At 52.0% G+C, this 22,125-nt stretch carries 19 protein-coding genes, 1 pseudogene and 1 riboswitch; of the genes and pseudogenes, 15 read left to right on the top strand and 5 right to left on the bottom strand.

The genetic code is table 11. From position 1 onward, the window contains the following. Position 1: 1 nt before the first annotated feature. Complete coding sequence (locus tag C2I18_RS03030; protein WP_249899815.1) at positions 2 to 1,102, bottom strand: AI-2E family transporter; 1,101 nt, start codon at positions 1,100 to 1,102, stop codon at positions 2 to 4. Positions 1,103 to 1,328: 226 nt separating this feature from the next. On the opposite strand from C2I18_RS03030, the gene C2I18_RS03025 reads away from it, so the two are divergent. Next, a complete protein-coding gene (locus C2I18_RS03025) occupies positions 1,329 to 1,799 on the top strand; it encodes a general stress protein (RefSeq protein ID WP_249899814.1) in 471 nt (156 codons plus the stop codon). A 13-nt stretch (positions 1,800 to 1,812) separates the two neighbouring features. Here C2I18_RS03025 and C2I18_RS03020 read toward each other — a convergent pair whose 3' ends face one another. Continuing rightward, positions 1,813 to 2,103 (bottom strand): hypothetical protein, encoded by a 291-nt coding sequence (locus C2I18_RS03020; RefSeq protein WP_249899813.1) that lies wholly within the window; start codon positions 2,101 to 2,103, stop codon positions 1,813 to 1,815. A 272-nt stretch (positions 2,104 to 2,375) separates the two neighbouring features. Here C2I18_RS03020 and C2I18_RS03015 point away from each other — a divergent pair, with 272 nt between their 5' ends. From C2I18_RS03015 to C2I18_RS02975, 9 genes and pseudogenes are all read left to right on the top strand, one after another. Continuing rightward, positions 2,376 to 3,140 carry a DeoR/GlpR family DNA-binding transcription regulator gene (locus C2I18_RS03015; protein ID WP_342760329.1) on the top strand — a complete coding sequence of 255 codons (765 nt, stop codon included), beginning with the start codon at positions 2,376 to 2,378 and terminating at the stop codon, positions 3,138 to 3,140. Between the two features lie 33 nt (positions 3,141 to 3,173). Then, positions 3,174 to 4,085 (top strand): 1-phosphofructokinase, encoded by a 912-nt coding sequence (gene pfkB / locus C2I18_RS03010; protein ID WP_249899812.1) that lies wholly within the window; start codon positions 3,174 to 3,176, stop codon positions 4,083 to 4,085. Positions 4,086 to 4,124: 39 nt separating this feature from the next. Then, complete coding sequence (locus tag C2I18_RS03005) at positions 4,125 to 6,056, top strand: PTS fructose transporter subunit IIABC (protein ID WP_249899811.1); 1,932 nt, start codon at positions 4,125 to 4,127, stop codon at positions 6,054 to 6,056. 190 nt (positions 6,057 to 6,246) lie between these two features. Continuing rightward, positions 6,247 to 6,744 carry a Crp/Fnr family transcriptional regulator gene (locus tag C2I18_RS03000; protein WP_249899810.1) on the top strand — a complete coding sequence of 166 codons (498 nt, stop codon included), beginning with the start codon at positions 6,247 to 6,249 and terminating at the stop codon, positions 6,742 to 6,744. A 321-nt stretch (positions 6,745 to 7,065) separates the two neighbouring features. Then, positions 7,066 to 7,737 (top strand): YitT family protein, encoded by a 672-nt coding sequence (locus C2I18_RS02995; RefSeq protein ID WP_249899809.1) that lies wholly within the window; start codon positions 7,066 to 7,068, stop codon positions 7,735 to 7,737. Between the two features lie 202 nt (positions 7,738 to 7,939). Next, on the top strand, positions 7,940 to 8,737 hold the full coding sequence (locus C2I18_RS02990) for a TIGR00266 family protein (RefSeq protein WP_249899808.1): 798 nt from the start codon (positions 7,940 to 7,942) through the stop codon (positions 8,735 to 8,737). Between the two features lie 418 nt (positions 8,738 to 9,155). Further along, positions 9,156 to 10,636 (top strand): annotated as a pseudogene (locus tag C2I18_RS29775) (IS1182 family transposase). A 318-nt stretch (positions 10,637 to 10,954) separates the two neighbouring features. Further along, positions 10,955 to 11,653: a response regulator transcription factor gene (locus tag C2I18_RS02980; protein WP_249899807.1), complete on the top strand. Its 699-nt coding sequence runs from the start codon at positions 10,955 to 10,957 to the stop codon at positions 11,651 to 11,653. After that, positions 11,654 to 12,628 (top strand): sensor histidine kinase, encoded by a 975-nt coding sequence (locus C2I18_RS02975; protein WP_249899806.1) that lies wholly within the window; start codon positions 11,654 to 11,656, stop codon positions 12,626 to 12,628. It begins immediately after the preceding gene. Positions 12,629 to 12,648: 20 nt separating this feature from the next. Here C2I18_RS02975 and C2I18_RS02970 read toward each other — a convergent pair whose 3' ends face one another. From C2I18_RS02970 to C2I18_RS02960, 3 genes are all read right to left on the bottom strand, one after another. Beyond that, the gene (locus tag C2I18_RS02970) at positions 12,649 to 12,927 is read right to left on the bottom strand and encodes a PQ-loop domain-containing transporter (RefSeq protein WP_249899805.1); all 279 of its coding nucleotides are present in this window, start codon (positions 12,925 to 12,927) and stop codon (positions 12,649 to 12,651) included. Between the two features lie 114 nt (positions 12,928 to 13,041). Continuing rightward, positions 13,042 to 13,476, bottom strand: coding sequence for a MarR family winged helix-turn-helix transcriptional regulator (locus C2I18_RS02965; protein ID WP_249899804.1), 435 nt, complete (start codon positions 13,474 to 13,476; stop codon positions 13,042 to 13,044). A 31-nt stretch (positions 13,477 to 13,507) separates the two neighbouring features. Beyond that, on the bottom strand, positions 13,508 to 14,545 hold the full coding sequence (locus tag C2I18_RS02960; protein WP_249899803.1) for an NADH:flavin oxidoreductase/NADH oxidase: 1,038 nt from the start codon (positions 14,543 to 14,545) through the stop codon (positions 13,508 to 13,510). 261 nt (positions 14,546 to 14,806) lie between these two features. Between C2I18_RS02960 and C2I18_RS02955 the strand changes: the two genes are divergently transcribed. The 5 genes from C2I18_RS02955 (at position 14,807) to metE (ending at position 22,012) form a co-directional block, all read left to right on the top strand. Further along, entirely contained in the window at positions 14,807 to 15,577 is a 771-nt protein-coding gene (locus tag C2I18_RS02955; RefSeq protein WP_249899802.1) for an ABC transporter ATP-binding protein, read from the top strand. Then, positions 15,552 to 17,501: an ABC transporter permease gene (locus C2I18_RS02950; RefSeq protein WP_249899801.1), complete on the top strand. Its 1,950-nt coding sequence runs from the start codon at positions 15,552 to 15,554 to the stop codon at positions 17,499 to 17,501. Before C2I18_RS02955 ends, C2I18_RS02950 begins: the two co-directional genes overlap by 26 nt. Positions 17,502 to 17,518: 17 nt before the next feature. After that, positions 17,519 to 18,151, top strand: coding sequence for a DedA family protein (locus tag C2I18_RS02945; RefSeq protein WP_249899800.1), 633 nt, complete (start codon positions 17,519 to 17,521; stop codon positions 18,149 to 18,151). Positions 18,152 to 18,225: 74 nt separating this feature from the next. After that, positions 18,226 to 19,086 carry an undecaprenyl-diphosphate phosphatase gene (locus tag C2I18_RS02940; RefSeq protein WP_249899799.1) on the top strand — a complete coding sequence of 287 codons (861 nt, stop codon included), beginning with the start codon at positions 18,226 to 18,228 and terminating at the stop codon, positions 19,084 to 19,086. Between the two features lie 250 nt (positions 19,087 to 19,336). Beyond that, positions 19,337 to 19,543: riboswitch (cobalamin riboswitch) on the top strand. Positions 19,544 to 19,711: 168 nt separating this feature from the next. Further along, positions 19,712 to 22,012 (top strand): 5-methyltetrahydropteroyltriglutamate--homocysteine S-methyltransferase, encoded by a 2,301-nt coding sequence (gene metE / locus C2I18_RS02935; protein ID WP_249899798.1) that lies wholly within the window; start codon positions 19,712 to 19,714, stop codon positions 22,010 to 22,012. Positions 22,013 to 22,125 lie beyond the last annotated feature (113 nt).

Below are 22,125 nucleotides of genomic sequence, written 5' to 3'. Positions count from 1 at the left end.
GCTAGAGCTGCTCCTCTTTAATGACTTTAACTTCATCCTCCCGTTCGGTGACGATAATCTCATAGATCCGCAGGAAAATGATTTTGACAATCATATAGACAGGAAGAGCAATCAATACACCGATAAGTCCGAAGAAATCGCCTCCGACAAGGACAATGACCACTGTCGTCAGTGGATGCACATCCAGTGATTTCCCGTAAATAATCGGTGAGAGCACATTATCCTGAATCTGCTGGGCCACCAGAATAATGACCACAGACCAGACCGCCATAGACGGTGATTCGATAAAGCCTACAATTACCACCGGTACAGACGCCAGCAGGGAACCTACATAGGGAATGAAATTCAGCGGTATGGAAATGAGGGCCAGCAGCAGCGCGTACGGCAGTCCGATAATGAGAAAGCCGATGTACAGCATGATTCCCAGCACCACATTCAGGAGCACACGGGTAACGATAAAGCTGCTGAGCGCACCGTCGATTTCTTTGAACATTTCCTGGCCTTCCTTGCGGAACTTTTTGGGAATCAGGCCCTGCAGGATAGGGGACAGCTTGTGTCCATCCTTAAGCATGTAATAGAGAATAATCGGCAATGTAGCGATGACAACTACAATGCTGGATACCACCCCGATCAAATTGGTAAAGGAGTTGGTGACCCAGGCAATGGCGTCGTTCACATAATCCGAAATCCGTGCAGTCAGATTAGTATCCCCCTGGAAAAAACGTGACAGGGAAGGATCATTCTGCAGCTGTGTGAACTGGTTCTGCAGCCCTTGGACCAGGTATGGGGTGTTGTCGATAAAATTTTGGATCTGCTCCCGGAGTGTCGGCCAGACCAGGATCCAGAACAGTACGAATAATCCGGCAATGACGAGGTATATCAGCAATATAGCCAGTGCACGCGGAATCTTTTTCTTCTCCATAAATTTGACAACGGGCCGCAGGAGATAATACATGAAGCCTGACAGCATCATCGGCACGATCAGCAGATTAATGATGGCCAGCAGCGGCCTGAACAGAAAGATGACTTTGGAGCCCAGATACAGAATCGTCAAGAAAGCGATAATGGCCAGGCTTGTCCGAAAATACTTGCTTTGTTGCACAGTGCGGCATCCCCCTATCCTATTCAAATATGTTTATGTAACAGCATCAGGAATACAATACGACGGATGATTTCATTAGTTGCATAGCGGGTCTATAGCATCCTGATTCTATCTTTATAACCGAAATGCTAGAGAATGATTCACAGCCTTCCGGCAGCGGCAGGCCCTGCCCGGTTTAAGCTGCAGTGGAGGCGGTTAATATCGCAATAACAGGAGGCGATCAGATATGACTACGATGATAGTAGGTATTTTTGGGCACCGGAGCGACGCCTCGCTTGCCATAGAGGCCCTGAAGGAGAACGGAATCCATAAAAAGAATATTTCCGCTGTAACGAAGCAGAAAAATACACTGGAAATCCTCAGTGAAGATACAGGCATTGGAAATACAGAAGCCGGAGCCGGTAATGGAGGCTTGTTCGGCACAGCAAGAGGCCTTGGCGTAGGACTGGATATGGTGGCTGACAGCGCTGTGGCGGCAGGGCCGGCAGCGCGCAAGCTGGCAGGAGCTGACATTGAGGGGGACGGGCTGGTAGTCAGTCTGATCAGCAGCGGAATTCCGGAAGAGGATGCACAGAAGTATGCCGGGCATGCCGCTAAAGAGCATATTATCGTCCTTGTAACTTTGGAAGAAGAAGAGGACCCGGACAGAGTAAATACCATATTTGAGCAGCATCATGCGATCCCTCTGGAATCGTAAATGATGATGCAGTTTAACGCGGCCGGCGGGATTTACGTCTGGCCGCTTTTTTTCTGGACTGGATGAACAGAACAGGGTCAACGTCAACCTGGCCGCCCGTACTTTTGGTTACTTCCCTCGCTTTAAGCAGGGCGAGAAAACCGAAGAATTCACCCAGCGTCGACAGTCCGGCGGCGATGATCTCAAGATCTTCCGCGCTTAGCTCTTCGGTTTCAACCGGACTGCTGCCGGTTGTGCTGTTGTTACGGTATTGTCTGCCGCTGCTGTTCCGTTTTCCCGATCCGCGGCTGTAGTTATAGGCCATCCATCTTCACCCGCTTTTTCCCGTATGTAGTATAGATATGTACGAAGCTGTCAAGATGAGATAGGCGATCAGGAGCTTATTTCGAGAAAGCGGATGATCTAAGAATAGATGGCAATACTAAATGAGCAAAAATGAGCAGGGAACTGCAAAAATACACTTTACAGCGTATGAAAACGCTGTTACAATCATAAATGAGCACAAATGATCAATAATAATCAATTTTGATCGTAACAAATCATCTAAATTGCAAGTACAGTTAGGAGTGAATTCCTGTGCTGTTTGAAGAAGAGCGAAAGCGGAGCATCGTGCAGTATGTTGAGAAGCATACCCGCGGATCGGTTCAGGAGCTCAGCAGGCAGCTGGGTGTATCGGAATCTACAGTGCGGCGGGATCTCAAGGAGCTGGAGGAAGCGCGGCTGCTGAAGCGTACCCATGGCGGTGCAGTGTCCCTGCAAAGTGTAAGCTTTGAGGCCGCTGTATCGGATAAGGAAGAGCATTTCTCGGAAGAGAAGCTGCGGATTGCCCGCGAAGCGGTCCGGTTGATCGATGAAGGAGATGCGATTCTGCTTGACGGAGGCACAACCACTCTGCAGATTGCCAGAGAGCTTAAGCAGTTTTCCAATCTGAAGATCATCACCAATTCGATTATGGCCCTGAATGAGCTGAAGGACTGCCGCAATTTGGAAGTGTCCATCACAGGCGGGATGCTGCGGCCGGATACGATGGCCTTTGTCGGTCCGATGACAGAGCGTTCTTTGGAGATGGTCCGGGTGGACAAGGCTTTTCTGGGAACCAACGGGCTGGATCTTTACGAAGGCATAACAACGCCTAACATGCTGGAAGCCGCAACCAAGCGCAAAATGATATCCGTCGCCAAGCAGGCCATCCTCGTGGCAGACCACAGCAAAATCGGCCAGGTATCCTTTGCCAAAGTAGCTGATCTGCAGGAGATTGATCATTATATACTCGATACGGATACGCCGGAGAGATTCATTCAGGAGCTTCAGCGTATGGATATAGACCACACCTTGGCCTAAGGGGCCGGTAATACACAATAATGAGGGATGAACATGATCTACACAGTAACACTTAATCCTTCCATTGACTATATCGTGGAAGTTGAGGACTTTAGACTGGGCGGCCTGAACCGGATGAACCGTGATTTAAAGCTTCCCGGCGGCAAGGGTATCAATGTATCACGTGTGCTTAACCAGCTGGAAATCGGGAATATTGCTACCGGCTTTCTAGGCGGTTTTACCGGACGTTACATTAAGGACTGGCTGGCCGAAGAAGGAATCTCCAGTGATTTCGTAACTGTAAACGGCGATACCCGAATCAATATTAAGCTCAAGTCCGGTGAAGAGACGGAAATTAACGGAGCCGGTCCGGAAATTTCGGACACTGAAGCAATCGCACTTATTCACAAGCTGGAAGCTCTGCAGAAGGGTGATATTGTCGTCTTGTCCGGCAGTATTCCGCCGTCACTCGGCAAAAACTTCTATGACAGGCTGATTGCTGTATGCAAGCAGCGGGAGGCAGAATTCGTCATTGATACGACAGGCAAGCCTCTGCAGCAGGCTCTGGTTCATGGGCCGCTGCTGGTGAAGCCTAATCACCATGAGCTGGCGGAATTGTTCGGAGTCACGATTAATACCCGTGAAGAGATTATTACTTACGGACGCAAGCTGCTGGAGGCGGGAGCCAGACATGTACTGGTTTCTATGGCCGGAGATGGCGCGCTGTTCATTACGGAGCAAGCTGTATATTACGCGAACGCTCCGTCAGGCCAAGTAAAGAACTCTGTAGGCGCAGGCGATTCCATGATCGCAGGTTTTGTAGGCACATTGTCAGCCACCGGAGATGTACAGGAAGCTTTCCGCGCCGGGGTGGCTTCTGGAAGTGCTACAGCCTTCTCGGATGATTTGGCGGCAAGGCCATTCATTGAGCAGCTCCGCTCCGTCATTCAGGTAACACAACTATAGACAGGCATAATCCTAAAGGAACCCGGGGAGTTGAGATTTATGAGAATTACAGATCTTATGATAAAAGAAACAATGATTATGGATCTGCAGGCTACGACCAAGGAAGCGGCGATTGATGAACTGATCGCGAGTCTGGCGGCAAGCGGCAGAATTACAGACAAGAAGCTGTTCAAAGAAAAGATTCTGGCCCGTGAAGAACAGTCCAGCACAGGCATCGGCGGCGGGATTGCCATGCCGCATGCCAAGACCACTGCGGTTAAGGAAGCCACAGTTGTATTTGCCAAGAGCAGAACCGGGGTCGATTTTGCCTCACTCGATGATGAGCCGGCCAAATTATTCTTTATGATTGCCGCCCCGGACGGCGCGGGCAATATGCATCTGCGCACGTTGGCCGCTTTGTCAAGATTGCTCATTGAAAGCGAGTTCATTGAGAAGCTGATGAATGCCGCTACGCCTGATGAAGTTAGTGCGTTATTTGACAGCAAGCAGGCGGAAGAGGAAGCCAAGGCGAAGGAGAAAGAGGAGCGGAAAGCGGCTGCAGCTGCCAAAGCCGAGCCTGAACGCGTGATCGTCGGCAATCCGGATTCACAAAGCTTTGTCGTTGCTGTTACAGCCTGTCCTACAGGGATCGCGCATACCTTTATGGCAGAAGATGCCCTTAAGAAAAAGGCGCTGGAAATGGGAGTTAATATCCGCGTAGAGACGAACGGCTCTGAAGGTGCACAGAATGTGCTGACCGCAGATGAAATCCGCCGTGCCAGCGGTGTTATCATCGCTGCTGATAAAAACGTGGAAATGGCCCGTTTCGCCGGCAAACCGGTACTGCAAAGACCGGTCAGCGACGGCATCCGCAAGACTGAAGAACTGATTACGAAGGCAATGAACGGAGATGCTCCGATTTACCGCAGTGAAGGCAAGAGCAGCGGCGATGCTCCTGCAGAGAAATCCGGAAGCATCGGCAGCAAGATCTACAAGGATCTGATGAGCGGTATTTCCCACATGCTGCCGTTTGTTGTCGGCGGAGGGATTCTGCTGGCGATCTCCTTCCTGATTGAGCAGGTAGCGGGTGAAGATCATCCGCTGTTCCAGCTGCTGCAGACGATCGGCGGCGGTACCGGTGCATTCCATTTCCTGATTCCGATTCTGGCCGGTTTTATTGCACTCAGTATTGGTGACCGCCCTGCCCTGATGCCGGGTATGGTCGGCGGCTTTATGGCCCTGAATTCCAATGCAGGTTTCCTTGGCGGGCTTGCTGCAGGTTTCCTGGCCGGTTATGTTATTGTTCTCCTGCGCAAAGTCTTCGCAGGCCTGCCGCGCACGCTTGACGGCTTGAAGCCGATCCTGCTGTATCCTGTGTTCGGCCTTCTGATTACCGGTTCCATTATGTACTACCTGTTCGATCCGGTGTTCAGCTCGATTAACCTGGGGCTGATTGACGGGCTGAATAACCTTGGTACAGGAAATAAGGTTCTGCTTGGACTGGTTCTCGGCGGAATGATGGCCATCGATATGGGCGGGCCTTTCAACAAAGCAGCATATACCTTTGCTATCGGAGTATTCACCTCCAGCGGCAACACCAACGGTCTCATGATGGCAGCCGTTATGGCCGGAGGTATGGTGCCTCCGCTCGCGATTGCGCTTGCCACAACGTTCTTCAAGAATAAATTCTCGGAGACCGACCGCAAATCCGGGGTTACGAACTATGTTCTGGGATTGTCCTTTATTACAGAAGGCGCTATTCCTTTCGCTGCCGCTGATCCGCTGCGTGTCCTGACCTCCTGCATTATCGGCTCTGCCGTTGCCGGCGGCCTGACCCAGCTGTGGAACATTAACGTTCCTGCGCCTCACGGCGGGATATTTGTAGCCGCTTTGTCCAGCAATGCCCTGCTGTTCCTGCTGGCTGTCCTGATCGGTGCAGTCATCTCCGGACTGACACTCGGATTGTGGAAAAAGCCGCTGAAGACACAATAATAGCAACTGTATATTTAGCCAAGTGCCTCAGGTTCAAGGCTCCAGACCTTCTGTCCGACTCCATCGGGCAGGGGGTCTTTTTGGGTCATGGAGGGTCAGACGTAATTTTTGCTGCATAATCTCCCAAATTGGATGCGTATTTCTGTATAATCAAAAATATATATATAAAGAACGCAAAGGAGAGAGCGAAATGATTCTGCACAAAGGGGAGGCCTTGTTCCGCCAGGGAGACAGCTGCGATTATTTATATAAGGTGAAAAGCGGGCTGTTTAAGGTAACAAGGCTGCATGAGAACGGGAACATGGTATTATTTAACCTTTTGTATCCCGGAGAGACGGTTCCCCATCATTCACTCATTTCGCCAAAGGAGGCGCATGGAACAGCAGTGGCCATGATGAGAAGCGAGGTAGAGGTGCTTCCGGCTGCAGAATGGTACCGCGAGCTGCGTGAAAATCCGGATAAAGTGATGGAGATCGCGCTCTTGCTTCAGGAAAAGGTACGGTTTATGCAGACGCGGATCGATCACCTCACGGTAGGCACACCGGGCGAGCGGATGGATCTGCTGACCCGCTGGCTTAATGAATACTCCTATGGCGCACAGCTGACAGATCTGCTGACACAGGAAGAAATCGGGCAATTAATCGGTGTCCGGCGCGAGACGGTTAACCGGCTGCTGCGGAATCAATGAGGGCTTACACCTTTTTTTCTGAAAAAATGTTTAGGGAGGGTGCTCCGCGTGGTATAATCAATTCAGAAGTTATCAAACTAAAGAAAGGATCAGGATACCATGTGTCCCCGAAGGACGATTCCCCAAAGGACGATTTGGAAACGTTATGATCTGTCTTATACTTAGCTTCCCTGTAGAAGGTGCGTGTACCGTTGTCAGATGACGAAACCGCCTCTGCGTGGGAAGGGAGTATTGTATGCGAAGGAGCAACTCCTCTGGTTCAACCCGTCGTAGAGGTTGGTGGGACGTCTAAGCCGCCATTTACGATAAGGGGAGACCTGTATGAGGAAAGAAGATGGCAGCATGAATATGCTGCTCAGACTCATTGTTATTTTGTCCGGAACTTTGCTGCTAGCATTTACTTATTATCACATCAATTATCAGAACCATTTGACCGAGGGCGGGTTTGTCGGCCTGTCACTGCTCGGTAAATACGTATTAGGAATTTCACCATCACTTACAATTCTAATCTTAGACATTCCAGTACTCTTAATCGCCATGATATTCAAAGGAAGAGCGTTCGTAGTGAACACCTTCATCTCTGTAGCGGCCTTTACGCTGTTCTACGGACTGATGGAGCAGTATTCCGGATGGGTCATCGACTTACAGGATAACTTGCCGGTTGCGGCATTGTTGTCCGGTGTACTGACAGGTCTAGGAGCGGGAATGGTCCTGCGCGGCGGCGGGGCGAGCGGCGGTGACGACATTTTGTCGCTGCTGATCAGTGAATGGAAAGGAATCAAGGTGGGTACGGTCTTCATCCTGATGGATGTTATCGTGCTTGGGCTTTCGCTCTTCTACATGCCTCTCAAAGAGACGCTGTATACGGTAATGGCTGTAGTCATAGCCGGCTATGTGATTACCTTAACAACCTCTTTGGGCAGATCTAAGCTGAGCAAAGCGCCGAAGATTCAGCCTGCACTAAGCAAGCCGCAGGATGGTACAGTAATGTGAATAGCGCAAAGTTAACCCCGTGCAGCGGGGATTATGTTGAAAGGTCCAGCGGATATATTATCCGGCTGGCCTTTTTTATGTTAATGACGCTCTTTTAAAAAATGTATAACCGTCTGAAACCACGCCTTTTCAAAGCCCGTATATATCTCATTCAATCAGACAACGGGTACAGGCAGGAATAATGTATAGGGGGATAAGGTAAATGAGCGCTCACGAAATCGATTACCGGATTATGGGGGAAGAAATACAGTGTGTGGAGGTCCAGCTGGATCCCGGAGAAAGTGTAATTGCCGAAGCCGGGAGCTTTATGATGATGGACCCGGAGATCACGATGGAGACGATCTTTGGCGACGGGAGCGGAGATTCAAGAGGCGGCGGCGGACTGATGGGCAAGCTGATGGGCGCAGGCAAACGCCTGCTGACCGGTGAGAGTCTGTTCATGACGGTTTTCACCCACAGCGGCAGATATGACCGGAAGAGCGTGACCTTTGCAGCACCTTATCCGGGCAAAATTATTCCGCTTGACCTGCAGCAGTATTACGGCAAAATTATCTGTCAGAAGGATTCCTTCCTCTGCGCAGCCAAGGGCGTATCCGTGGGAATTGAGTTCCAGCGCCGGCTGGGCGCAGGCTTCTTCGGCGGTGAAGGTTTTATTATGCAGAAGCTGGAGGGGGACGGACTCGCCTTTGTTCACTCCGGGGGGTATGTCATGGAGCGGACCCTGCAGCAGGGAGAAACCGTCAGGCTGGATACCGGCTGTCTGGTGGCCATGACCTCTTCGGTAGATTACAACATTGAGATGGTAAAAGGCGTAAAGACCGCTTTGTTCGGCGGTGAGGGCCTCTTCTTCGCCACACTGCGCGGGCCGGGTAAAATCTGGGTGCAGTCGCTTCCGTTCAGCCGGATGGCTGACCGCATTTTGTCCGCAGCCAGAGGCTCCGGACGCAAGGAAGAGGGCAGCATCCTTGGCGGCCTCGGCAACTTGCTGGACGGGAAGTAAGCGGAAGCTCCTTTATCCCGGGGTATAATAAAATGTTCTGTATAAATGGAACCAATGACTTTTCTATCCAGGGATTTGTACAGAACAGCCTTCAGCATAAAACGGGGCTGTCCCAAAAGCCATGAAATGGCTGCTTGGGACGGCCCTTGGTTTGGAGTAGGATGTACGTGTTCACTTGGGTGGACGCTCCGCGAACGGACCGTTGTTCCAATCGCTGTGCTCTCCAGATTTTTTTTATTCCCCTTAGCGGTGAAAATCCGGAGACCAAGGCGACCGCTGCCGCTTTTCCACAATCAGTCCGTTCTCTCCACTGTTTAAGTGGGAATTGGATCTAAATTCTTTTTGAAAAAACAACAAAAAATCGCCCTTTTAGTAAAATGGAGGTACCACCCAACCATCTCAAAAAGGAGCGATTTCTTTGTACATCCAATATACCATGGACCAACTTTGCTTGCCAATGGAACTGGAAGAAGATATTCCAGGGCAACCACCTTGCCCGTGTCGTGAATGCTGCAGTAGAGCGGCTGGACGACACCATCTTTGACGCGGCCTATCCCGGTGGTGGCCGCGACAGCTACCACCCTAAGATGCTTACCAAAGTCATTATTTACGCTTATACTCAGCGGATCTATCCGTCTCGTCAAATCGCTAAAGCCGTGCGGGAGAACATCCCTTTCATGTGGCTGGCCGGACGGCAACGCCCCGACTTCCGCACCCTGAATCGCTTCCGTTCCCAGCGGCTGAGGAGTGTTCTGGAAACGGTATTTACCGCCGTGCTTCAGTTTCTGGCTGACGAAAAACACGTGTCCCTGGAGCATTACTTTGTGGATGGGACCAAGATGGGGGCCAAGGCCAACCGCTACACCTTTGTTTGGGGCAAAGCAGTTTATAAGCATAAGGCCAAGCTCCAAGAAAATGTACATGCCTTGTTTGCCGGCATAGAGGCCGCAGAAAAACAAGAAGAACAGGAACACTGCGGCCAGGGCCTGAGCGAACTTGGCGAGTCCAGCGAGATTAGCAGTGAGAAACTCGAACGAATGACTCAGGCGTTGGAGTCAAAGCTCCTGGAAAAACCCAAAGACAAGCCCCTGAAAAAAGCCGTCCGGAAGCTGCGTAAGGATTTGCTTCCCCGGCTGCTGAAGTACGAACAATACCAAAAGCTCCTTGGTGACCGGAAGCAGTTTCAGCAAGACCGATCCAGATGCAACGTTTATGCGGATGAAAGAAGACCACATGCGAAATGGCCAGTTGAAACCGGGATACAATGTGCAAATCGGTACCGAAAACCAATTTATTTTAGCCTACAGCCTACACCAAAGACCCACCGACTTCCGCTGTTTACAGCCGCATATGGAAAAAGCGCAACAACTCCTCGGAAAACGGCCAAAGACGGTCAATGCGGATGCAGGTTACGGCAGCGAGGAAAACTACGCCTATCTGGAAAAGGAAGAGATGCAGGCGGTGGTGAAGTACGGTAGCTACCACGAGGAAAAGAGCAAAGCATGGAAAACAAATGCCGGAAAGATAGAAAACTGGACGTACGACGAAACAAAGGACCACTGGACATGCCTGGCCGGACAGACGCTGCATTTCCGCAAAGAGAGCACCGAAATCTTAGCAAGTGGAAATCGGGAAGTCGTGGTGAGCTTGGAGCGCTTACGGTACCAGAAGCAAGCTCAGGAACGACTGCAAAGCGAGGAAGGGTACCTCTTGGCTGTACGTCGAATGACGGAGCCGGAAAGCGTATTTGGACAACTGAAGAACAACCGGGGGTTCCGGCGTTTTCTACTTCGCGGCATGGAAAAAGTGACACTCGAGGTCGGTTGGCTTTCGCTCGCCCACAATCTATTGAAACAAGCTGAAAATGACCAAAAACGCAGAGCAGCGATTCTCCAATAACAGGAGAATCGCTGCTCTGCTTCAATTTTAGCTTTTGAAAAGAGATGAGCCTGTCACTACCAGTAGAATATCTACTTATGGGACAGCCTCTATTTAAATGCGGCTGCAGATTACCGGATTGCCGTCCGTCAGCTCCTGTCTGCAGCAATAAGCAGAAACATCGGCGGCGGACTTTCTCCTGCCAGGCAGGATTGCTCTCCAGCATTTCACCTCTTTAAGACTGCTGGCTAAATTATACTCTAGATTTGACTCCCCCGCAGGGACTGTATATATTATGGGCAAACCCTTAGCTTGCTGGGATATAACCGGAGGAATGATATGTTTAAAATTTTTATTATTGAAGATGACCGGGGGCTGGTCACTCTGCTTCAGGATTATTTACATAAGTTTGGCTATGAGACACGGGCGGTGAGTGATTTTGAGACGGTAAAAGCCCAGTTTGAAGACTTCGCCCCGCATCTGGTACTGCTGGATGTCAACCTGCCCAAATTCGACGGGTATTACTGGTGCCGCCAGATCCGCGGGATTTCAACCTGTCCGGTGCTGTTCATCTCTGCCCGTGACGGCAAAATGGACCAGGTGATGGCCCTGGAGAACGGGGCGGATGATTATATCACCAAGCCGTTTGATTATGAGATTGCCATGGCCAAAATCAAAAGCCATCTCCGCCGCGCCTACGGCTCTTATGCCGGAGGCAGCAATGAGCGTAGCCTTACCGTGTCCGGCCTGATGCTGGATGTAGAGCGCCTGGTCTTGTCCCGCGGCAGCATAAAGATCGATCTCAGCCACACGGAAGCCAAAATTCTCGATGAGCTGATGAAAAAAGAGGGAGTCATCGTCACCCGCGACCGGCTGCTGGAGAAAATCTGGGATGACCAGGCGTTTGTCGATGATAACACGCTGAATGTCTATGTTACCCGTGTGCGCAAAAAGCTGGGTGCGCTGGACATACAGGACGGACTGCAGACTGTGCGCGGCCAGGGGTACCGGTTAAACGCCAATTGGGGAGATGAGTAGGTGAAGTTATTTATCCGTGAACAGACACCGCTGATTGCCGTTTATTTCGCACAGCTGCTGATCATCACGCTCGTATACCGGCTGGACGGCGGCAGCGGGCTGAATGTCAGTATATATGCCGGTCTGCTGAGTACCGTTCTCCTGCTCGGTTATCTTGCCTTCCGTTATCTTACTAACAGATCCTTCTATGAGCGGCTGGAAAGCACGCCGGCAACACTTGAGGAATCCGGCGGTCCTGCACAGGGGTCGCCTCTGGCAGAGAGTCTGAGCAGACTGCTGGCCCGGCAGTTCAGGCTCTACCAGAATGACCTGCACAGCTACCGCCATAAGCTGGAGGAGCATATCCATTTTATCAACCAGTGGGTGCATGGCATGAAGACTCCGCTGTCGGTCATTCATCTGATTATCCAGGACAAGGACGGACCGCATTTTACGGCTATCGGCGATGAGCTGGACCGGCTGAAAAAAGGGCTGGATACGGTGCTCTACACCGCCCGCCTCGATACGTTTGAACATGATTTTTATGTAGAGCAGCTTGAGCTCATGGCCGTTGTGCGCAGTGTAACTTCGGAACAGAAGCGGCTGTTCATCCGCAAGCGCGTATTTCCGTCGATATCCGTAGAGAGCGGCATAACCATCACTTCAGATGAGAAATGGCTGTCGTTTGTGCTGACCCAGCTGATTACCAATGCGCTGCGGTACACGGTGGAGGAGGGGCGGATGGTTTATTTTCACGGATACCTGAACGCACAGGGCAGAGCGGTGCTGGAGGTCCGTGACGAGGGCGTGGGCATTCCGGCTGGAGACCTGCCGCGTGTGTTCGATGCGTATTTTACCGGTGTGAACGGCCGGAGTTTTCAGGAATCCACAGGGATGGGGCTGTATCTGGTGCGGCAAATTTGCGGCAAGCTGGGGCATGAAGTGGAGATTACCTCTGAGGTGGGGAAGGGTACGGCAGTGCGGATAATTTTTTGACCGGTTCAGGCGGGTCTTGGTCAGCTCTTGCTTCCCGAACGGTACCGCAGGATCAGTATAATAACAGTGGCTACAACAGATAGGGACATTGTGTTCGTAATCAAAAAGGCGAGGCCGGCGCCGGTTCTAGCCAGATCAATCGCATAGGCCTCCATAAGACCGATTCCCAGAAGCATCAGCAGATACGATTTCAGGCTTAAGTCTGCGACAGACCGGGTTCGTAGAATCTGCACAATCTGCGGAATCCAGCCAAGTGAAAGAATAAGGCCGCCGGCCAGCTGCATAATTGAAAAGATCATCACGGGATTCCACCTCATCGTTCTTTTGTACAGTTGTATGCGGAGACAGGGGGCCGGGTTCATGCCCCATATAAAAAGCTGCCGCCCATGTAAGGACGACAGCTTTTTGCTGTGCTATTTCTGCTTCAGACCCTGCAGCTGTCCAAGCAGCTCCTCCGCTTCAGCCAGCGGAAAGGCCTGGGCGAGAACCTCATTTACTGTAACCTTGGCCTTGTCTACCTTGGCCTGGCCTATAGCCGTGAGCGAGGTATAGATGCTTCTGCGGTCACTGTCACAGGATTTACGCTCAAGCGCACCGCAGCCCTTGGCCTCAAAACGGCTGACAAGCCGCGATACAGCGCTCTGGCTGAGACCGACCATGGACTCCAGCTGCTGCAGCTTCAGCTTTTTCTCCGGTGCCTCGGACAGAAAGAGCAGCAGATAAAATTCTTTTAGAGACAGCTGATAATTCTCCTGAAGCCTCGCTTCAAGTTCGTTAGCTACATTCATCTGTATATGAGTGAAGGATAACCAGCTGGTTATCAGGTCTTCAGCATTTGATTTGTTCATCTCCCAATTCCTCTCCTGACTGCTTCCCGGCTTAACCTCTGATTCTTGGAAAACCGGCTTCGTACTGCTGCGGAAGTCCGGGGTTTTTACCAAGCTCTGCGCCTGCTTCCAGCGTCCAGTACGGATTGCGCAGCATGCCCCGTCCGACAGCTACGAGGTCCGCTTCTTCATTACCGATTACAGCATTCGCAAGGACAGCATCATCCAGGCGGCCTACCGCAATGACCGGAACATCCAGCTGCTCTTTGATGGCCCGGGCCAGCGGAACCTGATATGCGGCATGTGTTCCCGGTCTGCCTGCTGCAGCGATGTCTCCTTCACCGCCTGCACTGATGTGGAAAATGTCGGCTCCTGCTTCCTTGTAAGCTTTGCTGAATTCCACGCTTTCCTTAATTCCGTAGCCGCCCTCGACGTATTCCTGCGCGGAGATCCGCATGATCAGCGGCATGCCTTCAGGCATTTCACTCTTCGCAGCAGCAATGACTTCTCTGCCGAACAGGGTGAGATCCTGGCCGTATTCATCCGTTCGGAGGTTGGTCAGCGGGGAGTGGAACTGGTGGATCAGATATCCGTGTGCCCCGTGCAGCTCAATAACATCAAAGCCGGCTTGCACAGCCCGTTTTACACCCAGGCGGAATTTGTTGACCATGTCCTTCACTTCAGCAGTGGTCAATTCCCGCGGCGTCTTGGACTGGGCGTTGAACGGAACAGAAGAGGAGGATACCGGAACCTCTGCGTCTTCGGCTTTGCGTCCGGCATGGCCGATTTGAATGCCCATCTTGGCACCGTGCGCATGGCAGGCATCCACAATTCGCGCCAGGGCAGGAATATGCTCATCGGACCAGATGCCGAGGTCATAATCGGTAATCCGGCCGTCCGGTTCAACATCGGTCATTTCCACAATGATCAGCCCGGTTCCGCCGACAGCCCGGCTTACATAGTGATTATAGTGCCAGTCTGTAGCGATTCCATCCTTGCTGCTGACCGAGTACTGGCACATTGGCGGCATAACCACGCGGTTTTTCAGCTTTAAATCTTTTAGTTCATAAGGTGTGAACAGATCTTTCATGTATATCGCTCCTCTTATTTATGTTGGGAAAGGGCATGCTGTATGTAGCTGAGTATAAAAATAAATGCATGCTCATGCATATAAATATAAGCAGTTCAAACCCTCCTGTCAACACGCCCTGTTTACCGGGTGTTAACGAATTAGGCTCTGTCAATACAGTCCGGCTTACAATACTGTAAGGTGGCTGTAAGTTTCAGAAATAGCGGCCGTTGTTTACTGTTTGTATAATGAAAATAATCCAGGCAAAAGGAGCGGAAGCACTTGCCCATAGTAGATGTACATAATTTATCCAGAATATACGAGGGCAAGGTATCGATTCACGCGCTGAACCACATCCGTTTTGCCGTGGAAAAAGGAGAGTTTGTCGGTATTATGGGCCCGTCAGGCAGCGGGAAAACTACGCTGCTTAACGTTATTGCAACTATAGATGAACCTACATCAGGCGAGGTCATGATTAATGGGGTTAATCCCAATCAACTGGGACGCACAGAGAAGGCGCTGTTCCGCCGCAAGGAGCTGGGCTTCGTCTTTCAGCATTTCAATCTGCTGGATACGCTGACTGTAGAAGAGAATATTGTGCTGCCCCTGACCCTTGCCGGCCTTCCTCTGGCGGAAATGGAGCAGAGACTGGCAGAAGCGGCAGAACGTCTCGGGCTTAAATCCCTGCTGCATAAGCGGACCAATGAAATATCCGGCGGCCAGATGCAGCGGGTGGCGATTGCCCGGGCGATGATTCACCGTCCGGCGCTGATTCTGGCAGATGAGCCGACCGGCAGTCTGGATTCCAAAGCGGCAGGCGAAATTATGACGCTTCTGGCCGAGGTGAATGAAGCGGAAGGGGCCACCGTGCTGATGGTCACACATGATGCGGTGGCGGCGAGCTTTTGCCACCGGGTGATTTTTATCAAAGACGGGCGTTTCTACAATGAGATGTACCGGGGCAGCAGCCGGGCGGCCTTCTTCCAGAACATCATCGACATGCTGTCGCTGCTGGGAGGAGCCAGCCATGACCTTTCGGCAGTTCGCTTATAGGAATGTCTCGCGGAACAAGCGCAAATACGCCGCCTATTTTGTAAGCAGTGCGTTTTCCGTGATGATTTTCTTCCTGTGCGCGCTCTTCATCTTTCATCCGGATATCTCCCGGGACATGATTCTCGGGACTGCGGCGAACACCATGATGGCTGCCGAGGCAATCATTTTCGTTTTTTGTTCCCTGTTCGTGCTGGTGTCGGTCGGCTCCTTTCTGCAGTCGCGCAAGCTGGAGTTCGGCATCCTGCTGATGCATGGAATGACCAAGCGCCAATTGAACAGCATGGTGTTTCTGGAAAATATGATGATCGGCAGCTCCGCGATTCTGACGGGCACGCTGCTCGGGCTGCTGCTGGGCAAGCTGTTTCTGATGATCGGCTCAGGCTTTCTGGGTATCCAGCCGCTGGATTTCTATCTGTCCTGGCATGCTCCGGTGCTCACCATCTGCAGCTTCGTGCTGCTGTTCATGCTGATCTCGTTCTCTACCTTTGCCTTTATCGGCAATGAGTCGCTGCGGGGCCTGTTCCAGGGAGGACGCAAGGGCGATGCTGAGCCCCGGGTGTCGGGACTTCTTGCAGGGGTCTCGGCAGTGCTGCTCGCCGGAGGGTACGTTCTCGCCGCCGGGACTACAGCGGCTTCTGTGGAGCGGATGATGCTGCCGGTGGTGGCCATTACGGTTACAGGTACCTATTTGTTCTACACTCAGCTCAGTATTTTTGTTGTGAAGTATATAAAAAAGCTCCGCCGGTTCTATTGGCGCCGGACGCGCATGGTCACCTTCTCCGGATTGTCTTACCGCTGGAAGGACAACGGGCGGATGTTCTTTATGGTGACGATTGTCTCGGCAGTCTCCTTTACCTCGGTAGGGGTGTTTGCCTCTATACACACGCTCTCCAGGGAACTGCAGCTTGATTATCCGGCAGCTGTCGGGTATGTGGCCAAAGGGGGTTATCCAAGCGCTGCTGCAGAGCAGCATTTGCGCGGAATACGGGCTGAGCTGGCACAACTGGGTCTGCATTACAAGGAACTTTCCATTCCGATCAAATATGCGCAGGTAGACTCACAGACCGGGCCGGACCGGACGGAGCGCCTTCCCCTGATGGCCTACAGCGATTACAGGCTGGCACTGCAGTATGCGGATTTCACTTCCCGTGAGCAGGCTCTGCAGGAGAATGAGGGGCTTGTTATGATCGGCTCCCAGCGGGACCGCAGTCTGACAACGGACCGGGTGCTAGCGGCTTATACGCTGACCCGGGGAGTAAAGCTTCAGGAGGTTGGCTACACGGAACACGTGCCGGTTGCCGAGTATCTCCTGCCGGAGCTGGACGGCAAGGACGGCGGAGATTTCAGCGGACTGGTCGTCAGCGACAGGCTGTTCAGCGAGATTGTCCCGGTGCAGAGCGATGTATATACCGGATTCTATGTGGATCATTTTCCGCAAACGGTGGGGGTTGCTTCAGAGCTTGCTGACAATGGCAAGATGTCCTACGAAAAAAATGCTCCCTATGCGGTTGTCATCAGCGGCACAGTGTTTGAAATCCAGCGGACTCTGTACAACACCATGCTGTTTGCTTCGCTGCTGGTCGGCACAATCTTTTTTATCGCAGCAGGCAGCTTCCTGTATTTCCGGCTCTATATGGATCTGGATCATGACCGCCTACAGTATTCCACTCTTTTCAAAATGGGCCTGACCGACAAGGAGCTGGACCGGACGGTGACGCTGCAGCTGGCCTTACTGTTTTTTGTACCGGTAGGACTTGCTGTTCTGCACAGCCTGTTTGCTTTTATTGCCCTGCAGCGGCTGTTCTATCTGTCGATTGCCTACGAGACAGGGGCGGTTCTGCTGGGGTATCTGGCGGCTCAGGGCCTTTACTTCTTTTTTATACGCAGCCGTTATTTGCGCAACCTGAAGAAAAATCTGATTTGAAATGCGGAGGGTTAAGTATGAAAACATGGATTACTGATTTTATGGAGCAGTTTGGTTATATCGGTATATTTCTGATGCTCGCTCTGGAAAATATTTTTCCGCCGATTCCTTCAGAGGTCATTCTTCCGTTCGGCGGATTTATGACTACAACCTCCGATTTAACCATCCCGGGTGTACTGATTGCTTCGACGCTGGGGTCCCTGGTGGGGGCAGTCATCCTTTACTGGATTGGCCGCATGCTGGATGTGAGCCGGCTGGAGAAAATTGTTGACCGCTGGGGCGGCATCATCCGGATCAAAAAAAGCGATATCCGCAAGGCGGACGCCTGGTTTGACAAGTACGGATACTGGACGGTGCTGTTCTGCCGGATGATTCCTCTGGTGCGCAGTCTGATCTCAATACCGGCGGGAATGTCGGGGATGAAATTTGGTTTGTTCATGCTGTTCACAACGATCGGTACACTGGGCTGGAACGTTCTGCTGGTGCTGCTCGGCGCTGCGCTGGGCGAATCCTGGGAAGACATTGCCGTTTACATGGACGCGTACTCCAATGTTGTGTATGTATTGATTGCAGCGGCGCTCGTATTGTTCGGTTTTCTGTATTTCCGCAAACGGCAGCGGGATGCCAAAACTGCGAATAATGCGGAATAAACCTGTTATTCAAGTTATAATACAGATGATTTAATACCGCAGCGATGGCTGCGGCTATAACAAGGGGGAGAAACATGGATCTGCTCACTATTATTAAAGCCATTATTCTGGGAATTGTCGAAGGACTGACGGAGTTTGCTCCGGTGTCCTCGACAGGGCATATGATTATCGTGGATGATATGTGGCTCAAATCGCAGGAGTTCCTGGGCAAGTATGCAGCCAATACCTTCAAAGTCGTCATTCAGCTGGGCTCGATCCTCGCGGTTGTTGTAATCTTCCGTAACCGGTTCATTGATCTGCTGGGCCTCAAACGCTTCAGCAGCAAGGAGCTCGCAGCTGTACCGGACGGACTGCCTAAGGAAGAGACGCAGGGCCGCCTGAAGCTGGCACAGGTTATTGTCGGACTTATTCCTGCCGGTGTGCTGGGACTCTTATTCGAGGATTACATCGATGAGCATCTGTTCTCAACGTCAACTGTGCTTATCGGTCTTGTAGTCGGAGCTATTTTTATGATTATTGCCGACCGGTTTGCGCCGAAGAAAGCGAAAATTGAGACTGTGGATCAAATTACATACAAGCAGGCGCTGTCCGTGGGTCTGATCCAGTGTATCTCATTGTGGCCGGGCTTCTCACGCTCCGGGTCAACCATCTCCGGCGGCGTGCTGCTGGGAATGAGCCACCGTGCCGCCGCTGACTTTACCTTTATCATGGCAGTTCCGATTATGGCCGGGGCAAGCCTGATTTCACTGGTCAAAAACTGGGAGTACTTCACAATGGATGCCCTGCCGTTTTTTATCGTTGGGTTTATCAGCGCATTTGTGTTCGCGCTGGTGTCCATGCGGTTTTTCCTCAAGCTGATCAACCGGATCAAGCTGCTGCCGTTCGCCATCTACCGGATTGTGCTCGCAGGTGTGGTTTACCTGATCTGGTTCTAAATTTTGTTTCTTCAAAAGGCTGCACCTTCCCAAAGGGAGGGTGCAGCCTTTTTTGTGGTGTGCTAATTATAGATTTAGCTTATAAGGCTTTTGGAATCTTATTCCTTCTGTTTATGGCTTATCTGCCTTCTTGCGGCACCTGAATTACATCGGCTATAGGGAATGCGTATAGCTGATTTATCCGGAATGGATTGCACCGCAGCAGGTGATTCAGTATGATGGCAACAACAGCAACACATAACCATCAATAAGTCCATAAAGGGAGACAGGTGCTTGCCGGGATCACACGAAGAACCGGCAGGCTTAAAAGGGAAATCCGGTGAAAAGCCGGTGCGGTCCCGCCACTGTAACGGATAGTCCTCAGCTGCTTATGTCACTGGCTCACCACTGCCGGGAAGACCTGCTGCAGGATGCTGATTCCGCCAGCCAGGAGACCTGCCTGTTTCAACAGCACTGCATTACCTACGGAAGATAGGGAGGTGTTAAGACTATCCATGAAATTTGTATGGGCGTCTTTCCCTTGGCCTGCTGCGGGGAAAAACGCCTTTTTGATGATCGGAAAGCTGATATAGTTCTTATAACAACGTATATAGTGGATGAAAATGTACACTGAGGAGTGGAGAACATGGCAAATAAACTAATTACAGGCAACCTGGGCTACCCGAGAATCGGCAGCAACCGGGAGTGGAAGAAGACGCTGGAGTCCTACTGGAGCGGTAAAATCAATGAGCAGGATTTTCTTGCGCAGATGGCGGAGATTCAGCTTCAGCATTTGAAGGCGCAGCAGCAGGCCGGGATCACGCAGATTCCGGTGAATGACTTCACCTTCTATGATCATGTGCTGGATACCGCTGCGATGTTCGGGATCGTTCCGCCAAGATACAGCTATGACGGCGGACAAGTCAGTCTTGATCTGTACTTTGCCATGGCGCGCGGCAGTGCAGAGGCTCCTGCCTGCGAGATGACCAAATGGTTCAATACGAATTACCATTACATCGTACCGGAGATCGGGAGCCGGACTCCGCGGCTTACGGAGAACAAGCCGCTGGCGGCTTACCGGTTCGCCAAAGCGCAGGCAGGGATTGAAGGCAAACCCGTGATCATTGGACTTTATACTTTCCTTAAGCTCTCCAAAGGCTTTCCGGCTGCTGAAATTAATGAAGTGGCAGCCCGCTTCCTTCCTGTCTATGTGCAGCTGCTCCAGGAGCTGCAGCAGGAGGGGGTGGCATGGGTACAGATCGATGAGCCTGCCATTGTTGCAGGACTCACAGAAGATGATACCGTACTGCTGAACACGATCTATGGTGAAATTGCGGCATCCGTTCCCGGCCTGCAGATTTTGCTGCAAACGTACTTCGAAGCGGCCGAACCGCTGGAAGCGCTGCTTAAGCTGCCGGTGCAGGGAATCGGCCTGGATTTTGTACATGACAAAGGCGCCAATCTGAACTCCATTGCGTCTTTGGGCTGGCCGGAGGACAAATGGCTGGGAGCGGGTATTATCGACGGGCGGAATATCTGGCGCGCGGATCTGGATGCCAAGCTTGAGCTTGTCCGCAAGCTGATTGCCTATGTGCCGGCGGAACGTTTGATCCTCCAGCCGTCCTCCAGCCTTCTGCATGTGCCTGTAACCGTCAAGGGCGAGGGCAGGCTGAAGGTGGAAGTGAAGCAGGCGCTGGCCTTTGCTGATGAGAAGCTGGCAGAGCTTGGCCTGATTGCTGCTGCAGCGGCCGATGCAGAGGCGTATGCAGACGCTCTGGCTGTGAGCCGCAAGGCGCTTGCTGTATTCCGGGCACTGCCGGAGAGAGGCCGTCAGGATGTGGCAGAACAGGCCAGGAATCTGGCCAAGCTTCGGGACAGCCGGAACTTGCCTTTTGCAGAGCGCGTTAAGGTGCAGCAGGAGAAATGGCAGCTGCCGCTGCTGCCCACTACAACCATCGGAAGCTTTCCGCAGACAACGGAGGTGCGGCAGGCACGGCTGAAATGGCGGAAGGGTGTATGGAGTCTGGAGCGATATGAAGGATATATCCGCCAGCAGATCGCGGATGTGATTACCTTCCAGGAAGAACTGGGTCTGGATGTGCTGGTGCACGGGGAATTTGAGCGTACCGATATGGTAGAGTTTTTCGGGGAAAAGCTGGCGGGTTACCTCTTTACCCAAGGCGGCTGGGTGCAGTCCTACGGCTCCCGCTGTGTTAAACCGCCGGTCATTTATGCTGATGTTGCCTTCATCGAACCGATGACCGTTAAGGAAAGTGTCTATGCCCAGTCGCTGACTAAGCTCCCGGTCAAAGGGATGCTGACCGGGCCGGTGACGATCCTCAACTGGTCCTTCGTACGGGACGACCTCAGCCGGGAAGAGGTGGCCAACCAGATCGCTCTTGCGCTGCGTCAGGAGGTACAGGCTCTGGAAACAGCCGGCATCGAGATGATCCAGGTTGATGAACCTGCCATCCGCGAAGGACTTCCGCTAAGGGCGCAGGACCATGAGCATTATCTGAAATGGGCGGTTAAAGCTTTCCGGATCGCGACGACTGATGTCAAGGATACAACGCAGATACATACGCATATGTGCTACAGTGAGTTCAATGATATGATTTCCTCTATCGCCGCCATGGATGCAGACGTCATCTCTATTGAAACCTCGCGCAGTCACGGGGAGCTGATTGTCAGCTTCGAGGAACAATCCTATGACAAGGGCATTGGACTGGGAGTATATGATATCCACAGCCCGCGGATACCGGAAGTGAAGGAAATGGCCCAGAATATTGAACGCGCGCTGCAGGTGCTGGATGCCGCACAGTTCTGGATTAATCCGGACTGCGGACTGAAGACACGCGGCTGGACAGAGACGGAGGCGGCACTGCGCAATATGGTCCAGGCTGCGGAGATTGTCCGAGAGAAGCGGGGCGCGGCTGTGCAGGGCTAGATATATTTATTTCAGCCTGATGCGGCTGTCCTCACTATTCTGACGTTGTGTGGCTCGCGTGAGCAGAGCATCAGGCTTATCTACCGGACTCGTGACAAGTATAGAGCAGTTGT

This window comes from Paenibacillus sp. PK3_47, assembly GCF_023520895.1.
Lineage (GTDB): Bacteria > Bacillota > Bacilli > Paenibacillales > Paenibacillaceae > Paenibacillus_AQ.
Note: the sequence above shows the minus strand (reverse complement) of the source record. Positions and strands in the feature narration are given on the sequence as shown.